12 protein-coding genes and 1 tRNA gene are annotated in these 18,550 nt (G+C 40.1%); 6 read left to right on the top strand and 7 right to left on the bottom strand.

Features of this window, described 5'->3' with window-relative positions; genetic code table 11:
- Positions 1–75 precede the first annotated feature (75 nt).
- Positions 76–1,926, bottom strand: coding sequence for a S41 family peptidase (locus ATK78_RS04635; RefSeq protein WP_133574868.1), 1,851 nt, complete (start codon positions 1,924–1,926; stop codon positions 76–78).
- Positions 1,927–2,086: 160 nt separating this feature from the next.
- Here ATK78_RS04635 and ATK78_RS04630 point away from each other — a divergent pair, with 160 nt between their 5' ends.
- The 4 genes from ATK78_RS04630 to ATK78_RS04615 all read left to right on the top strand — a co-directional run bounded on the left by ATK78_RS04630 (position 2,087) and on the right by ATK78_RS04615 (position 5,593).
- On the top strand, positions 2,087–3,109 hold the full coding sequence (locus ATK78_RS04630; RefSeq protein ID WP_133574867.1) for a sensor histidine kinase: 1,023 nt from the start codon (positions 2,087–2,089) through the stop codon (positions 3,107–3,109).
- Positions 3,096–3,797 (top strand): LytR/AlgR family response regulator transcription factor, encoded by a 702-nt coding sequence (locus ATK78_RS04625; RefSeq protein WP_133574866.1) that lies wholly within the window; start codon positions 3,096–3,098, stop codon positions 3,795–3,797. Before ATK78_RS04630 ends, ATK78_RS04625 begins: the two co-directional genes overlap by 14 nt.
- A 110-nt stretch (positions 3,798–3,907) precedes the next feature.
- Positions 3,908–4,645: an alpha/beta fold hydrolase gene (locus tag ATK78_RS04620; protein ID WP_133574865.1), complete on the top strand. Its 738-nt coding sequence runs from the start codon at positions 3,908–3,910 to the stop codon at positions 4,643–4,645.
- Between the two features lie 30 nt (positions 4,646–4,675).
- The gene (locus ATK78_RS04615) at positions 4,676–5,593 is read left to right on the top strand and encodes a helix-turn-helix domain-containing protein (RefSeq protein WP_133574864.1); all 918 of its coding nucleotides are present in this window, start codon (positions 4,676–4,678) and stop codon (positions 5,591–5,593) included.
- Positions 5,594–5,752: 159 nt separating this feature from the next.
- Here ATK78_RS04615 and ATK78_RS04610 read toward each other — a convergent pair whose 3' ends face one another.
- Both ATK78_RS04610 and ATK78_RS04605 read right to left on the bottom strand, forming a co-directional pair.
- Positions 5,753–6,250 (bottom strand): SRPBCC family protein, encoded by a 498-nt coding sequence (locus tag ATK78_RS04610; RefSeq protein ID WP_133574863.1) that lies wholly within the window; start codon positions 6,248–6,250, stop codon positions 5,753–5,755.
- Complete coding sequence (locus ATK78_RS04605; RefSeq protein ID WP_133574862.1) at positions 6,247–6,567, bottom strand: ArsR/SmtB family transcription factor; 321 nt, start codon at positions 6,565–6,567, stop codon at positions 6,247–6,249. Before ATK78_RS04605 ends, ATK78_RS04610 begins: the two co-directional genes overlap by 4 nt.
- 182 nt (positions 6,568–6,749) lie before the next feature.
- On the opposite strand from ATK78_RS04605, the gene ATK78_RS04600 reads away from it, so the two are divergent.
- On the top strand, positions 6,750–7,940 hold the full coding sequence (locus ATK78_RS04600) for an FAD-dependent monooxygenase (protein ID WP_133574861.1): 1,191 nt from the start codon (positions 6,750–6,752) through the stop codon (positions 7,938–7,940).
- Between the two features lie 169 nt (positions 7,941–8,109).
- Here ATK78_RS04600 and ATK78_RS04595 read toward each other — a convergent pair.
- From ATK78_RS04595 to ATK78_RS04580, 4 genes are all read right to left on the bottom strand, one after another.
- Positions 8,110–8,182: transfer RNA gene (locus ATK78_RS04595), tRNA-Lys, on the bottom strand.
- 137 nt (positions 8,183–8,319) lie between these two features.
- A complete protein-coding gene (locus tag ATK78_RS04590) occupies positions 8,320–10,257 on the bottom strand; it encodes a KUP/HAK/KT family potassium transporter (RefSeq protein ID WP_133574860.1) in 1,938 nt (645 codons plus the stop codon).
- A 42-nt stretch (positions 10,258–10,299) separates the two neighbouring features.
- Positions 10,300–12,369 carry a beta-L-arabinofuranosidase domain-containing protein gene (locus ATK78_RS04585; protein ID WP_133574859.1) on the bottom strand — a complete coding sequence of 690 codons (2,070 nt, stop codon included), beginning with the start codon at positions 12,367–12,369 and terminating at the stop codon, positions 10,300–10,302.
- Positions 12,370–12,394: 25 nt separating this feature from the next.
- Complete coding sequence (locus ATK78_RS04580) at positions 12,395–14,242, bottom strand: glycoside hydrolase family 2 protein (protein WP_133574858.1); 1,848 nt, start codon at positions 14,240–14,242, stop codon at positions 12,395–12,397.
- Between the two features lie 189 nt (positions 14,243–14,431).
- On the opposite strand from ATK78_RS04580, the gene ATK78_RS04575 reads away from it, so the two are divergent.
- Positions 14,432–18,472: a two-component regulator propeller domain-containing protein gene (locus ATK78_RS04575; protein WP_133574857.1), complete on the top strand. Its 4,041-nt coding sequence runs from the start codon at positions 14,432–14,434 to the stop codon at positions 18,470–18,472.
- Positions 18,473–18,550: the final 78 nt, after the last annotated feature.

The following is an 18,550-nucleotide window of genomic DNA, read 5'->3' as shown; positions in this document are numbered from 1 at the left end:
TGTTACATCTATGTTTTTTAATGTGTACTGCGTCTTTGTTTATAAAATCTTTTGGAGTTGACAACATTCAAAAGTTTATTTAGTGACATTTATTATTTTGATCAATTTATTTAGCTGGTTGTCATAACCGTCCAAAACTTGCTTTTCGTCTGCTTGAATAACAAGATCAGGTATGGTTCCATTTCCGTCTAAGGTCTTTCCATTTCTTTGAAATGACAGCATCGTAGACACACTAATTTTAATATTTGAGTTTTTCAAATACAATATTTTTGAATTACCGCTTGAACCATCCGTTGTTTCTCCTGCTATTTTTACGTTTGGCAAACCTTTAAATGCACTTGTAAAGACGGATGCCGCGCTAAAGCTCTCTTCATTTACTAAAATATAGACCGGTTGACTATATGATTTCTCGCCATGATGTAAAACCATATAAAAAGGGCTGCTAAACTTAGAACTATCCATTGTTTTTTGAAGCTTTAAATCCTTTCTGAACTGATCAATTGCTTTTCTGTCATTGTCTGATAATCTCTCTGAGTTATAACTATATAGATAACGGGCACTCATGGATTCTTCGTTGCCAATTATATTTTTGTCTGTTCTTAAATATGCGACATTGGCAACCCAGGGTGATTGCTTCGCCTGAACAATATAAGGCGCAAAGGTTTGAAGGATCTCTCTTCCGCCTCCTGGATTATTTCTAATATCGATAATCAATGCTTTCGTATTGGAGAAACTTTTAAAGGCATTTTCTATGAAATTTTCCAAACCTTCTACCTCGTCATAATCATACATCTCAGGAATGTGAATATATCCGATATGATGTGCTATTATTTTACTTAAACCTTCAAAGCTTTTTTTGCTGATCTGATCTTTAAGGAGATCATGCTCTTGAAGCAGTTTTGAAGCATATCCATTATTTTCTGTAGTTAATTGGAATGTTTCCATTTTTTCAGCATTGCCGTCACTAAAAATTACATTTATACTATCGGGACATGGAATATTATTCTCAAATAAGAGTTCTCCATATTTTTGAATCGCACTGGCCCCTCGCGAAAGTTTTGCTTGTCCTGGTGCTTTTTTATCCCTGTAATTATAAGCGTTGACCAGCGTCTCTATAGCTATCCCATTTATGCTTTTAATATAGGGATGTGACTTATCATAGAACTCATAATTTTCATCTTTTACATCTTTTTTCAACCCGATAATTTTACCGTTTAACGTGGCCACACCAAATGGGAGTCTTAAGTTGTACGTTTTATGGGCTTTTTTGTTGAATGATTCATTTTTTACAGACGAATGCCGATCCCCAATTTCTGCCATAATTTTGCCAATTTCGTTGGTAAATTCATTAATGTCTACGTCATTATTTTTATTAACAATGGAGTCTAATAGCTTTCTTATAGCCAATTTGTAATCAAATGTTGAAAGCTGGCTGTAAGAAGAAATGGATTTCAGTATGTCTTCAAACTGTTTTAAATCGGCTATAGTTTCAGCTATTGGGATTTTTTTAGGAAGTGGGGTAATCGAAATGGATTCTTCGATGGACCTGTTATATAGCAGCAATTTATGTCTGTTTTCAATAGTAAAAATGCCTGTATAAGTGTTCAGAACGCCATCTTTAGATAGTTGTAAATCGACTTTTATATTGGGTTGATAACCTAAACTCTGTAGTACCTCCACAAGGTCTTCAGAAAAGCGTTTTTGCCATTTTGATCCAAACTGTTTTTTACAGAAATCCAATAATTCTTCTTCTCTGAAGTCATCTAACTTTTCAAGATGATACCATTTATTGTCAAATTGTACAACAGGTTGTTCTTTTTCCCATTTTACAGCTGTAAATGGAGATGCTTTTTCTAGTTCTAGTTTTTGACTAAAGGCCAATACTGAAATAAAACATAAAACAGTAAGTATAAAATACGTCCTCATCTTTTAAATTTTTAATTGAATTCTGGTCAAACGTATTATAGTTTGATCCGCTTTAAAAATGTTATAGATAAACATGAGGTGTGGATAGATGAACCCAGGGTTTCAGCCGACTTAACACCATCCACTTTTTATATCTTTACCTGTGCTTATACAAACTACTATGTTTCTACGATCACATAAAACTATTCAAATCATAAAGATTATCCTTCATGTGATTTTTATCGCTGTCATAACAGTCAACCTGTTGATCAGGGCTTTTTTCTCGCTTCCGGATTACTGGCTTTTCTTTCTTACAAGTGGTGCTGTCGAGAATTTTGCATGCGCCCTAATTGCCTATGTTTTATATTATTTTGTGTTCCAATTAAATGGCAACTGGAAAAAGATTGGGTTTTCTATCCTCTTTATCACCATGCTGCTATTACTGGCATCACTTAAAGATTACAGGATCCATGATGGGGTTACATTTGAAGAAACGTTTGAATACTTTACCAGCTTTTTGGGACAATCGGTCTTATGTTATTTATTTGTGTATACTGTCAATCGCTTTGAATTTTTGGGACGTTATCAAAAGCTGGAAAGAGAATTAAACCAGGCCAAAGAACAGTTGCTGCGAAATCAATTACATCCTCATTTTTTATTTAATGCGTTTAACTCATTGTACAGTTTATCTTTAAAAAATGATCCGGAGACATCAGATTATATCTTAAAATTATCAGGTATGATGCGTTATTTAACGGATGAAACCCATCTTAACAAGGTACCGCTGCATAGAGAAATAGATTTCATTGAAAAGTACATCGCTATTGAAAAAATAAGATTTGGTGAAGATGCCCGTATCAAACTTAGTGTCGAAGATTCTGATAACGATGAAAAATGGATCGAACCTTTTCTTTTGATCACGCTTGTAGAAAATGCTTTTAAGCATGGATTTTATACCAATATAAAAGATGCATTTGTAAAGATCGATGTGAATATTGGGAATAAGGAACTACTATGTACGGTAGAAAATAGTCTTTTTACCAGGCAGCATTTTCAAGAAAGTAACCGTGAAGGAAAAGGACTTGAAAACTTAAAAAAACGATTGGAGTTGTTATATCCAAAAAGTTCGAGTATAAAGATCAGTAATACACCAAATACCTATACTACCCGTCTTAAAATTATGCTGAATAATGAAGTTATATAAAGTCATAATAATTGATGATGAATCTTTGGCTATAGATGTCATAACACATCATTTAAAGCGTTTCTCAAATTTTGAAGTGATTAAAACCTTTACCGATTCGGTCGAAGCCTTTAATTTTTTAAAAGGGGATCATAAGATAGATCTTGTTCTTACAGATATTGCAATGCCTGAAATTTCCGGAATTGAACTTGTAAAACTTTTTAAGACAAATACCAAGTTTATAATGACCACTTCCTTTAGTCAGTATGCCGTTGAAAGTTTTGATTTAGAGGTAGTTGATTATCTGTTAAAACCAATTTCATTTGAGCGTTTTTGTAAAGCCATTACCCGTTTTGAAAGTTTAGAAAACAGGGAGGGTCAAAATATGCCTGAACCTTCTTTTTTTGTAAAAGAAGGGGATGAGTTTATTAAGATTTTAATAAGGGATATAGATTATATTGAGGGTTTGAAAGATTATGTTAAAATTATTACCGGGAAAAACTATTGCTTAGCGCTAAAATCATTAAAATCTATAGAAGAGGTATTGGGTGCTTATAAATTTATGAGAATTCATAAATCATATATTGTTCCATTATCTAAAATAAGTCAGTATAATGGAAAATGTGTACTCATTAACAATTCAGAAGTTCCTGTTGGTAGTAGTTACAGGGAAGCGCTTAAGGTTTACCTAAATAAAAATAAGTTATAGAATGTTCCGACATGATATTTTGTTCCGACAAAAGCAGATTCGGTTAGCCTTGCTGGCTGGCCAATCCTCAATTTTGTAGCCTCAAACAATTTATATCAATCGAACATTTTATGAAAAAACTGATTTTCATTTTAAGCATTGCCTTTTCTTCGCTCGCTTACGGACAGCAGCATCATGCCCGTACCTTTGTTTTCGTTCCTGGTGCCTGGAGCGGCGGCTGGGATTACGCGAAAGTAGATTCCATTTTAACTGCCAATGGGGACAAAGTTTACCGTCCTACGCTTACCGGCCTTGGCGAAAGGGTGCATCTATCTAACCCAGGCATCAACCTGACCACCTATATCAATGACATCCTGAACGTGATCAGGTACGAGAATCTCCATGATGTGATCCTGGTTGGGCATAGTTATGCGGGCATAGTCATTTCCGGTGTGGCCGAACAGGTTCCTGACCGAATCAGACAACTGGTTTATCTGGATGCAATGATTCCCAATAATGGTGAAAGCGCGAAAGATATCTGTGGAGACCTTTGGGCGGGCATGATCAAGGACAGCATGGTGGTTTATCCTTTCGGTGCAACAAAGGCTGTACCGCCAGGCGATGTACCCCAGCCGTTAAAAACTTTTACCGAGCCCCTTCAAATTGGTAATCCCCTGGTTAAAAAGATTCCGGCTGTTTTTATATTGATGACCAAGGAGGGTAAGAGCAGTCCTGAGCATGACAAAATGGGCCTGTTGAGAGCCAGGGCCAGGAAATGGAAAGTCTTTACTTTTGAAGGCGGGCATTATTCCATGAGGGAACAACCGGAAAATCTGGTTAAAAAGCTGGAAGAGGTAATCCGGCAATAGAAAAAGAAACATTTATCAGTAACTTAGGATATGCAAAACAGGGTGATCCACAAGATAAATACGATCAGCGAATACCATAAGGTGATGGGACTCCCCAAACCGGAACATCCGCTCATCAGTGTGATTGATTACGGCTCCATTCAACTGCACTGCATGGCCAACAGGGGTTATATGTTCGACTTTTATTCCATCCTGATCGACCGGGATTTTAAGGGCAACATGAAGTACGGTCAGCAGTCTGGAGTATTTGAAGAAGGTGTCATGTTTTTCATGTCTCCGGGTCAGGTGTTTGAAGTGAAGGCCTATGAGGAGGAAAACGCTGCCCGATCAGGCTGGCTACTGCTGATCCATCCCGATTTCCTGTGGAAGACCGCACTGGCAAAGACGATCAGAAACTATGATTATTTTGACTATTTCGTCAATGAAGCCTTGTTCTTATCGGATAAGGAAGAAAAATCCGTTGTTGCCATCATGGAAAATATGGCAAGGGAATATTGCAGTAACATTGACAAGTTCAGCGCTCCTGTGATCATTGCGCAGCTGGAACTGCTGTTGATCTATGCAGACCGGTTTTACCAGAGGCAGTTCATTACCCGTAAACAGTCTGGCCACTCCATCCTTGACCGCCTGGAAGCTTTGCTGGATGGGTATTTCAAAAATGGTGAATTGACAGTAGATGGAATGCCGACTGTTCAATATGTAGCAGCATCATTGAATTTGTCTGCAGGCTACCTAAGTGGCTTATTGAAGACCTTAACGGGAAAGAGTACCCAGCATTACATACAGGACAGATTAATTGAACATGCCAAAGCGCAATTGTCCACTACGGATCAATCGGTAAGCGAAATTGCCTATGGCCTGGGTTTTGAACATCCCCAGTCCTTCAGCAGACTGTTCAAGGCAAAGACCAGTTTATCGCCTTTGGATTTCAGGGCAAGTTTTAATTGACTGTATCTTTAAATGATTTAAAAAAGCCGTCAACTTGATCCATTGGATCAGGTGAAGCAAATCTGGATAGATCTTACGCCATTTGTCAACTGTGTTAAAACGGCAATAGCATGTGCCCGCGATGACTAAATCAGGGAGTACATGGTATTGCCGGTTAATTTATTTTTTAGATAATGTAGCCAATAATTCGTCCAGGTAATTCAATGTCATGGTAAATCCTCCCTGGAAACCCATTTCAATCATTTTTTCCATGCGCTCCAGTGAATCATTTTTAATAGTAATGCTCACTTTTGTATTTCCATTTTCTTCACTGAAGCTAAGATCCCAGTCAGAACCTGGCAAATCAGGGTTTTCATCTTTGTCTGCAAAAGAATTCAAATATTTGAAATTCGTTTTTGGGCTAATGGAAGTGTATTGTTGAAGTGCCCAATGCTCATCACCTTCAGGACTAACCATGGCGTAAAATCTTCGTCCTCCAACCTCAAAATCCATCACTTTTGTTTTTGAGTTCCAGGGTTTAGGTGCCCACCATTGGTCAAGAATTTCTTGTTTAGTAAAAGCATCCCATACCAGCGAAAGGTCGGCTGCAAATTCTCTGTTTACAAATACCGTTTTTTTTGCCTTGTCAACGGTAAAATCAAATAGTAAATTGTTCATTTTTTCTGTTTTTTAAGTGTTGATAATACTTGGTCTAATTGGTTAAACCGGCTCTCCCAAATTTTTCGGTATTGGTCTAACCATTGATCTATTTCTTTCATTTTTTCAATTTCAAGAGAGTAGTAAATCTCTCTGCCTTGATATTCTTGTTTTACAAGATCACATTCTGTGAGCATGCGCAAATGTTTTGATACGGCTTGTCTGGTTGTGTGAAAGTTTTCGGCAATGGCATTGGGTGTCATTGGCTGTAATGCTATTAAGGCTATAATTGCCCGTCTTGTTGGGTCTGCAATAGCTTGAAATATATCCCGTCTCATTGTTTACTATATTTAATTAAGAAACTAATCGGTTGCAAATATATATGCAACTTTTCGGTTTCTCAAATTTTTTCTAAATTATTTTCAAAGGATTGCTTTTATGACCATCGCAATTGTGATTTATCCAACTTTAAGTCTCCTGGTTTGTTATGTCTATCCATGATCATTCGTGGGTATAGCACATGAAAAACAAAAAAATCCTGATATCCGGTGCGAGTATTGCCGGACCGACACTTGCTTACTGGCTTAGCCATTACGGGTTTGATGTAATTGTAACTGAGAAAGCACGAGAGCTGAGGTTAGGTGGGCAGAATATTGATGTGAAAGGTCCGGCCAGGGAAATTGCGCAAATGATGGGCATTGAAGAAAAGATCCGGGCGGCCAATACTACCGAAATTGGTACCCGCTTTGTCGATACCGCAAACAAAATTGTCGCAGAATTCCCGAAAGGAGAATCTATAGGTCTTACGCAGGAGTTAGAGATTTTGCGCGGGGACCTGGTAAAAATTCTTTATGAGTGTTCAAAAGAAAAGGTTGAATACCGGTTTGGTGACCAGATAACCAGTGTCAGCCAGACAGACATAGCAGTAAATGTCAGCTTTGCCAGCGGGAAAGAAGAATCGTTCGATATCTTGATTTCAGCAGAAGGAATCGGTTCCAAAACTATGGAACTGGTTTTCGGAAGTCAACCTGATTTTAAATATCTTGGCCTATACACTGCTTATTTAACCATACCAAAGGAACCAAGCGACAGCAAATGGGCACGCTGGTGCAATGCCCTTTCAGGGATTATTTATCTCATGCGGCCTGACAATCACGGTGAAACAAGAGCTTCTGTTACTTTCCTGGCAACGGAGGATGAATATAAAGGACTTTCCATGGAGGAACAGAAAGATGCGCTGATTCAGCGGATAAAAGGGACAGGCTGGGAATCAGACAGGATCACTGAAGGGATCAAGCGATCGAAGGATTTCTATTTTGAGCGTGTAAGCCAGGTTAAAGCTTCCAGTTGGAGCAGGGGCAGGGTTGCCATTACGGGCGATGCTGCGTGGTGTGCAACACCCATTGCAGGTAAAGGTACCGATCTGGCCATGGCCGGTGCTTACATATTAGCAGGAGAACTGTCTAGAGCAGATACTATTGAACAGGCATTCCGCGCCTATGAAGACAAGATGCGACCCTATGTTGAAAAATCTCAGCAATTGCCGCCTGGAATTCCCTGGGTAGTTTACCCCAGGACAAAATTTGGCATTTTTATATTAAACAGATTGGTGGCAGCGGTTGGAAGTAAACCTGTAAAATGGTTAGTTGGAAAACTTAGCAGCGGCAAAAAGGTACCCGGGAAAGAAATCGTATTACCTGATTATAAATAGGGTAAACGACACAAAAGAAAATCATGAGTAAACTGCATAATGCTTTTCATTATGAGATCAGAGAGTTTTGCAACAAATGATCCTCGATTTTCCTATGTAATTTACTCATCATGTTTGAAAAACACATTTTTTTTACACAAAAAAGCCCCAGATTTTCTGAGGCTTTTCGTGATCCCGCTGGGATTCGAACCCAGGACCACTACATTAAAAGTGTAATGCTCTACCAGCTGAGCTACGGAATCATTCTCTTTTTGAAGAGGGTGCAAAGATAGGATTTTAATCTTATTCTGCTAAATAAATTGTAAAAAAGTTCATGTTTACAAGCAGTTTAACGCTAATTCCTTTATTATCAGTATTATTAAATTTGATAATCTACCAATTATTTTATCCGTGTTAAGCGAATTGGCTCTGGAATGTCTACAATTAACGGAACCTGCTCAATGGTAACAAAGCTGGAATCCAGTCCGAAACCTCTTCTTTCTGAAATACTCATCAGTTTAAGTATCCTGTGGCAAGACATGGTTACTCTTTCTATGAACTTCAAACTGTTGGAATTGGAAATGATCTTCTCAATAACTACAAAACGGAAGTCTCCGGGAATGTTCTCTGCTTCTAAAGATTTATATTTACTGGTGATGTCTATCTCACCGCTTTTAACGAGCTCCTCAACCACTTTTCTAAACAATACGTTAACACGTTGCTCTACCCGGAAACCGAGCCTGAAATCGATCCTAATGAGCTGATCCGGGATCATTTGATCTACTTCATATTCCATGGTGTACGGTTCATCAGTTACATCCACATGGAGCAGCCAGTAAACGTCTGCCCGCTTAGGGTGTTTTTGAATGATAGAATAGATCACAGACGACTCAATTTCCGTATTAAAGTTTGCACTCGTCAGGTAAACAAGGTTCGACGCATATTTAGCAATTGAGGTATCTGCGCTGATGTTCTTAATCAGCGGGTAAAAATCTTCTATGTCAATAAACTTCATATACCGGTTTCTGATCCTTCTTCCGTTAGACCAGAACCACATGACCGCAAACAATGCAAATCCAAGGATCAGTGTAAACCATCCGCCGTGTATAATCTTCGCGGCATTACCTGCTAAAAAGGTAAGTTCAATAACTCCATATATCAGCAGAAAAAATGCAACCAGGTATATTGGTACCTTTTTACGCATCAGGAACACGGATACAAGGATGGTCGTCATCAGCATGGCCACGGTAATGGATAGCCCGTAAGCAGCCTCCATATTGACTGATTTTTCGAAGATGAGCACGACTATGATACAGCCAGACATTAAGATCCAGTTCATGGAAGGCACATACAATTGCCCTTTTTGCTCACTTGGATAGTTGATCTTTACCTTAGGCCATAAGTTCAAACGTACCGCTTCGGCAATTAAGGTAAATGAACCTGATATTAAAGCCTGACTGGCGATGGCTGCTGCTACAGTAGCGATTGCAATTCCATAAATTAAGAACCAATCCGGCATGAGGTGGTAAAAAGGATTAACATCACCCAGCTTGGTTCCCTGAAGGTTCCACAACCAAACACCCTGACCCATATAGTTTAAGATCAGACAGATCTTTACATATACCCAGCTGATCCGGATATTTGACCGTCCGCAGTGACCCAGGTCTGAATATAAGGCTTCAGCTCCGGTTGTACATAAGAATACAGCTCCAATGATTAGAAAGGCTTCCGGGTTGGTACTTAAGATCTGGTAGGCATAGTAGGGGTTGATCGCTTTTAAGATCTCCGGAAGATCGAGGATGTATACAAAGCCAAGAACAGCGATCATGGTAAACCAAAGCCACATGATTGGACCAAATGCTTTACCAACCAGTGAGGTTCCAAACTGCTGTAATACGAATAAGAAGATAATAATGGCCAGCACGATCGGCACGGTAGGCAGGTCATGGTAAATCAGCCCCAAACCTTCAATGGCAGCCGAAACCGTTACCGCAGGGGTCATGATTCCATCTGCCAGCAGGGCAGCACCGCCAACCATGGCCGGTATGATCAGCCATTTGGCTTTTCGTTTAACCAGGGAGAATAAAGAAAATATGCCACCTTCACCCTTGTTGTCTGCCTGCAGGGTGATGATGACATATTTTATAGTCGTTTGTAGGGTGAGTGTCCAGAAAATGCAGGACAATCCGCCCAGGATTAATTCTTGTGTAATTAAGCGTTCACCAATGATGGCCTTGAAAACATACAGGGGAGAGGTACCAATGTCTCCATATATAATTCCAAGACTAATTAATAATCCCGCTGCACTGAGTTTTTGAATGTGTTTATGATGCCCCATATCATTTGAAATAATGCGCCAAATGTATGAAAATAAAGCACATTACTTCACTACTGGAAAAGAAGATATTCTTAACCTTGCCCCACCCATTGGAACCAGTGTTAACGGCGTTTGTTTTTCACTGGTAACCACCGGGCTTACCGGCAAAATATCTACCAGTCCATATTGGTCAATTTTCCATTGCGGAATCTGTTTTCCCACCACTTTTAATTCTATAGGTGCGTTCCCGTTGGTAAATGGATTGTTGTCCTTTGGCCAGCTTTTTTTAACCACTGTGAACGACTTCTCCGGGTTCTTTTCATCCAAAACCAATCCATAGTTCCAGGCAGTTTTAGGATGGATCTCATAGGAAGGCCATTTTTTAGGATCGGCACCTTTTTGCCATTGCGAATCGCCTATAGCAGTTTCTTTACTGTCTTTTTGAACGTAATCTTCATCAATTTTTAAAGAGTAGGTAAGTGGGCCATAGTTTACACTGACACTGTTCTTATTCTTTTCCCAGTCCCTTACTTTAATTTCCATTGGTAGCTGTAAAGTAACCTTATCGCCGTTTTTCCAGGTATTGGTTAGTTTAACATAGGCACCTGGTGCAGCGGTTACATGAACCAACTTGCCGTTTACTTTGACAACAGCCTGTTTGCTCCATGCCGGGATTCTGAGGTACAATGGGAAGTTAACGGCCTTTGGTGTATTTACGGTAATGTTGATCTGATCGTCAAAAGGATATTTGGTAACCTGGCTCAGGGTTACTTCTGTACCATTGCCAACTTTGGCTTTTACTTCGCCTTCGGCGTACAATTGTGCTGCAATGCCGTTATCAGGTGTTGCCATCCAGGTATTTTCTGCATAATAGACCCAGCCAGCCGCATGGTTGTGCTGGCAGCATCTGCTGCTAAACGGGTTCATCATTAAAAATGGACCTGTATTGTCAATTCCGGGATGGTGGTTTTTAGCATCGCTAATCACCATGTTGGGAGCAGTTAAGTAGCGGAGTGCTTTATAATCTGGGGTAAAGGCTGCAGAAAAGGTGTTAAAGGCAACATCTTCGCAGTTTTCTGCCCAGAAGGTATCTCCGGTAATGCCTAAAAGCATCTGATCTGAGGTCATTTGTTCTACCAGGCCACAGGTTTCTACCGCTTGTCTTGGATCGTCGTAACCCTTTCTTGAATTTTCATCGCCTCCAAACATTCCGCCCGGTACTTGTCCGTAAATGTTTCTGATCAGGTTATGGTCGTTGTAGGTAGCTGTTAGGTCTGCTTTATTGTGACTTTGCAGGTAATAGGTTGCAGGCTCACGAAAACATTGTGCAATGTTAACATTGTGCCAGTTGGGTAAGTTTCCTTCCTGACGCCAGTTGGCCGTGTTCTTGTCAATTTTAGTAGCCAGATCCAGTAAGAACGAATCACCGGTACGGTTATATAACCAGTAGATGCTGGTAATGTTATCGCCGCCCCTGCTTTTTTCCCAATAATCTTCCAGGAGTTTATCATCAGGAATACTCAGCTGCCATTTAAAATATTTGGTCATTACCGGGATCACGCGAGGATCTTTGGTAAATTCATAGTAAGATTGCAGGCACCACAACATAGGCATGTTTGTCCAAAGATCTCTTTTGCCAGCTCCTTTTTCTACCATAGGTCCAAAATCGCCGTTATCACGCTGGTTTTTCAACACGGCATCAATCCAAAACCTGGTCTCATTCAGCATTTTTTGGTCGCCCAGCATATAGCCGATATTGGCATATCCTTTAAGCCAGTAGGGGAGTTCTTCCCATCCATGAGCACCTTTGCCTTCTTTATTAAGCCAGGCATTGTCATTTTTAGAAAGCCAGATGCTGATCTCACCGAGGTTACCGGTTAAGCCATCCTTTTGCAGTACCAATACATTTTTTAACCAGCCGCCCGGTTTAATGCTTCCAATGGGAAGTTTAATGAAATGATTGTTCAGTAAAGGAGCTTTATTACTTACGTAATGGCTATTGGCGGTTGTATTCTTAGTTGTGGTAACAGATTCAGCTTTTAAAGCTGTTTGTGAATAAGCTTCAAATGCGTGCATTCCTGAGATCAGGAATGCAGCTGTTAATATGGAGTTATTTCTAAGCTTAACGCTCATTTGAATTAATTTAGGTGTGTTAAAATTAAGGTTTAAGTTCTACAAGCGCAGGATTGTACAATTTATCCGTTACTTGTTTTAATTTCTCAACAGGAACTTTGATTACCTTTCTGTCGTACGTCATTAATCCGTTTGTTTCTTGTTCAACGTCTGTAGTCTGGGTGTATACCGCTGCCGACAATCCGTTTTTGATCAGTCTTTCCATGGTTACCATGTAAGAAGCATATTTATCAAACAGTTCATCAGCGGTTTTAAAGGTCTGATAACCCCAGTTGTCTTTATCTTTCCAGGTATGTCCGGAAACAGGAAGTCCTAATCCGCCATATTCTCCTAACACTACAGCATGTGTTGAGCCGAAAAGATCCGGGCGGGGCATTCTTGGATCTGGATAGTGATGCAGATCGACAATGTCGCCTGTAATGATGTGATTACCTCCGCTTGCACTGTTTACCAAACGTGAGGGATCTTTTTTCTTAGTCCATTCGGCAATTTCTTTCGTTTTAAATTGTCCCCAGGCCTCATTAAAAGGAGTCCAGACTACAATGCTTGGAAAGTTATGCAGGTCGTCCATAATTTTATTCCATTCTTTACGGTACATGGCTTCAGATTCAGCACTGCGTTTTTTATCTGTACCGCCCATGATGCCTAAATTAGGCTCCCATTGGTTTCCAAGGTCGCCGCTTGGCATATCCTGCCATACCAGCATACCTAATTTATCGCATTCGTAATACCAGATTGCCGGTTCTACCTTGATGTGTTTACGGATCATGTTAAAGCCCATTTCTTTGGTTTTGATCACGTCAAATAATAAGGCTTCCGTAGTTGGAGCGGTGTATAAGCCATCTGGCCACCATCCCTGGTCCAAAGGACCGTATTGAAATACAAATTCATTGTTAATGAGCATGCGCTGAACGCCATTTTTGTCTAATCCCATAGAAGATTTACGCATGGCGAAGTAACTTTTAACTTCATCAACTACTTTTCCATTGCGTACAACGGCTATTTTTAGGTCGTACAGAAAAGGGCTGGCTGGCGACCATAACTTTGGACTGCGAATATTTAATGTTGCCTGTTCTGCAGCGCTGATCTCTTGTTCTGCAACTTTGGTACTGCCATCAAAAGCGCTGATCTTTAATTTGTCTCCTGCTTGCAGGGCTTGTACATCTGCAGAAACGGTTAAGGTCTTCGCATCAATATCAGGCGTTTGTTTGGTTGATGCGATGTATGTTTTGGCAACGCTCTCTAACCATACGGTTTGCCAGATGCCGGTTACCGGTGTATACCAGATGCCTTCTGGTTTCTTTACCTGCTTGCCTCTTGGCTGTGGGCCTTCATCTGTAGGGTCCCATACGCTAACTGATAGTTCTTGTTTACCACCTTTCTTTAGAAAAGGGGTAATGTCAAATGAGAAAGGGTCAAAGCCACCTTCGTGACTGCCAACTTTAGTTCCGTTTAGGTAAACTTCCGTTTTCCAGTCTACCGCACCAAAATGCAATAAAATAGTGTTTTTCATTGTTGATGGAAGGGTAAAAATCGTTTTGTACCACAACAGGTTATCCTTATCTACTGTTTTACCAACACCAGACAGCGAAGATTCTACTGCAAATGGAACTAATATTTTTCCATCAAAAGATTTAGGCTGGGCAGCATCTTTGGCCGTGATGGCATAATCCCATAGACCATTCAGATTTTTCCAGTTGTTACTGCGCACCAATTGCGGACGTGGATACTCTGGTAAAGGTTTCGCAGGGTCTAGTTTCTCTGCCCATGGGGTAGCGATCTTTCCTGGAACTGGTTTCCATTCCTGCGCTTGTACAGATAAGATAATGGATTGGGAGAGGCATAGCCCTACTAAAAAGGAGACTAATTTCATAATTGGATATTTGGTTTAAATTTGTGTTTTCCTACTTATTCAGCATTAGGAATATTCAAATAAAGGGAATTAGATTTAACATATTGGCTCATTTATTATTCAAATCGTCTCAATTTTTTGTTTAATTTCTTTAATTTGGCAACTCATCCGTTTTCGATTGGGAACTATTTAAATCAACCAAAAATAAACTTGAGAAAGTTCAGCGTTTTCGTTTTTCTGCTTATTGTCATTTCAAGTCAACTGAAAGCGCAATCTTATAATTTTAGACACTACCAGGTTGAGCAGGGGTTGTCTTACAACTCTGTATTTAATATTCTCCAGGATTCTAAGGGTTTTATGTGGTTTGCCACCAAGGATGGCCTGAACCGTTTTGATGGGTATTCCTTTAAAATATTCAGAAGCAACCCTTCAGATCCAAAGGCCCTGGGCAGCAATGTAACCACCGCTGTTTTTGAAGATACGGATGGCGTGTTATGGGTAGGCACCTCCAAAGGACTATACCGGTATAATGATACTACAGAGATCTTTAGCCCGGTAACGGCTACACTTGGAACCTATGTAAGCAAATTGAAAGAAGACCCGGACAAAAACATCTGTTTTATATCCGATGCGAAATTGTTTAGTTATAACAAGGCAAAAAATACGGTTAGACCTTATGCTAAAATTCAGGATTTTGACGTTTCCGCTTTTATCTTCACGGATGACGGTACCTTATGGGTATCATCAAGGGCAGGGGTACTGAAAAGATATCATGCGGTAAAGGACAACTTCGATTCTTTTGATGTGTTTAAAAATTCAGCACCTGTTAATGCACATTACATTGATGCGCTGTATTATACCCGGTCCAATTCTATTTTAATTGGTACTTCACATCAGGGTGTTAAATTATTTGATCTCAAAACGCTGAGCTACAAAGATATTTTAACCTTTAACCCAGACAATACCAGTATTTATGCTAAGGATTTTATTCATTATGGCGGTGATCAATACTGGATCGCTACGGAATCCGGTATCTTTGTATATCACCTTAAATCTGGCGAATATGTCAATTTAAAGAAGAACCCCAACGATCCATATGCCATTTCTGACAATGCCGTTTATACTTTTGCCAAAGACAGGGAAGGTGGGGTATGGGCTGGTACTTATTTTGGAGGTGTAAACTATTATCCTAAACCCTTTACTTCTTTTGATAAGTATTTCCCAAATAAAGGGGCCGGATCATTAAGCGGCAATGCAGTTCGGGAGATTAAAAAGGATAGGTATGGCAATTTATGGGTGGCAACCGAGGATGCCGGCTTAAATAAGCTGAACTTAAGTACGGGTAAGGTCACCCGTTTCTTGCCTGATGGTTCGGCTGGCAGCATCTCCCATACCAATATTCATGGTTTACTTGCGGTTAACAATGAACTGTGGATTGGCACATATGAGCAAGGACTGGATGTAATGGAGATTAGCACGGGCAAAGTAATCAGGCATTACGATAAAGGTAAGGGCGTACATCAGCTAAAAAGTAATTTCATCGATTGTATTTATCAAACCCGTAATGGTGAGATCCTTTTGGGTAGTTCTTACGGATTATACCGTTATAATACACAAAGCGACGACTTCTCTCAAGTACCGGAATTTCCGTTAAACTTTCATTATATGTCTATCCTGGAAGCGGATGACGGCACGATCTGGGCAGGTACGATCAATAGCGGTCTGGTATATTACAATCCCAAAACTAAGGAGAAAGGTACTTATAAAAGTATCCAGGGTAAGGACAACAGCATCAGCGATGATTTTATAAACTCGTTATTTATTGATGATGATAAAACATTGTGGGTAACTACTGAGAATGGCCTCAACCGGTTTAATACACAAGAACATACTTTTAAGCGGTACAGTACCGAAGATGGTTTTCCAAGTAATGTGATGTACCGGGTTGAACAGGATCTTGCCCGTAATTTATGGGTGAGTACTACAAAGGGTCTTGTCCGCTTTAATCCTAAAAATAAGCACATCAAATTATACACTACCGCAAACGGATTGCTTAGCGATCAGTTTAACTATAATTCTTCTTTCAGGGATACCAGCGGAAAGATCTTTTTTGGCAGTGTAAATGGGATGATTGGATTTAATCCGGATTCATTTATAAAGAACAACATCGTTCCGCCTGTTTATATTACAGGTTTCCAGGTTTTTAACCAGGAGCTTGTTATTGGCGCAGAAGATTCACCACTTAAAAAGTCCATCACGTTTACAGACCGCATTGTTCTGGATCATGACCAATCTACCTTTAGCATTGACTTTGCTGCATTGGGGTATACCGATTACGAGATGGCAGAATATGCGTATAAGCTGGAAGGTGTTGATCAGGAATATACCCATCTTAAAAAGAACAGGAAAGTGTTTTACACCAGGCTTTCACCAGGTACTTATACCTTCCTGGTAAAAGGGGCAAATAGCAGCGGCACCTGGAATGAAGATGCCCGTAAACTGGTTATTGAGATCAGGCCGCCATTTTGGTTAAGCTATTGGGCTTATATGGTATATGTTCTTTTTTTATCTGCTGCAATCTATTATGTAGTTGCCTATTTGAACAGGCGGACCAGAATCCGTCATAAAAGGCGTATGGATGAATTAAGAAACCAGGCTGCACATGAGATCTATGAAGCTAAGATCGAATTTTTTACACAGATTACCCATGAGATCAGAACACCGCTCACGCTGATTAAAGGGCCATTGGAGACTGTTATTAATAAGTACGATCCCGAACCTGAAGTGATGGGCTATCTGCTGACGATGGAAAAGAACGCGGACCGGTTATTGAACTTAACCAATCAGCTACTGGATTTCAGGAAGATTGAATCTAAAGATTATCAGCTTAGTTTAACGCAGACCAATGTTTCTGAACTGATCCGGGACAATTTTTTAAGATTCAGGTCTGCCGCTAAAGAAAAAGGTATCGAATTCAGGATTGATTTACCGGATCATCCTTTTTATGCGCTTGCAGATTCTGAGGCATTAAATAAGATCGTCAGTAATTTATTTAGCAATGCCGTTAAATATGCGCATCGCAGCGTATCTGTCTTGCTGGGTATGTCCAAAGAGGAAGGTGTTGTGGTAATCGCTGTTAAAAATGACGGGTATTTAATTCCTGAAGAGATGAGAGAACAGATCTTTAATTCATTTTTCAGGTTACAGGAGACGGCCAATGAAGTGGGGACTGGAATTGGATTGGCACTTGCCCGGTCGCTAACCCATTTAATGGGCGGTTCTTTGGCACTTAAACCGGATACTGCCAATCTGAATGTATTTGAGCTTAGGTTGCCGGCTTACCATTCAAATCCAACTGCAGAGGCTACTGAATATACTGCGGAGCCCCTTGAACACATTGCAGCGGGCATTAATAAGGATCTTCAGGCCTTCAAAGTAGAAGAGCCTGAAGATTTGCCTTCTTCAATTGTCACCACGCTGGATGAAAAGCCATTGATCCTGCTTGTGGATGATAACTCAGAGATCCTGCGATTTTTAATAAAAGAGTTATCGGGACGATATACGTGTATTACGGCAGCAAATGGGGCAGAAGCACTGGAGTTGATCCGGCAGCATGCGGTTCATTTGATTGTGAGTGATGTGATGATGCCTGTAATGGATGGTTTTGAGCTGTGCCGTACCATTAAGACTGATTTAAATTACAGCCATGTACCAATCATCCTGCTGACTGCAAAAAGCAATCACCAGTCTAAAATAGAAGGATTAGAAACCGGAGCAGATGCTTACATCGAAAAGCCATTTTCTCCGGCCCATCTGCAGGCCCAGATCAACAGCCTGTTGAGCAACCGCAATCATTTGAAAGATTATTTTGCAAGATCGCCATTGGTACATCTTAAAAGTATGGCGCACTCTAAGCCGGACGAATTGCTGCTTGAAAAGTTAAATGAGTTTATTCAAAAGAACCTTTCCAACACGAGTATGGATGTAGATCAGCTGGCAGAGACCTTAAATATGAGCAGGGCCACTTTTTACAGAAAGATCAAATCGGTTTCTAACTTATCACCAAATGAACTGATCAACATTAGCCGGCTAAAAAAGGCTGCAGCATTGCTGCTGGAATCAGAATATAGCATCCGTCAAATTGCTGCAATGACCGGATTTACCTCTCAGGCGCAGTTTAGCAGGTCGTTTTCCAAACAGTTTGGAACAACGCCATCGGCTTATTCAAATCCTAAATACGGTATTGAATAAGAAGTTAATCTATTTAACTGCCTAAAAATAAACTTTGGGTTACGAGTCTATAAATTTTAACGGAAAGTTCGATAAAAG

It is taken from the genome of Pedobacter metabolipauper (genome assembly GCF_004362715.1).
GTDB classification, from domain to species: Bacteria; Bacteroidota; Bacteroidia; order Sphingobacteriales; family Sphingobacteriaceae; genus Pedobacter; species Pedobacter metabolipauper.
This window is presented reverse-complemented; position numbering and strand designations above follow the sequence as displayed.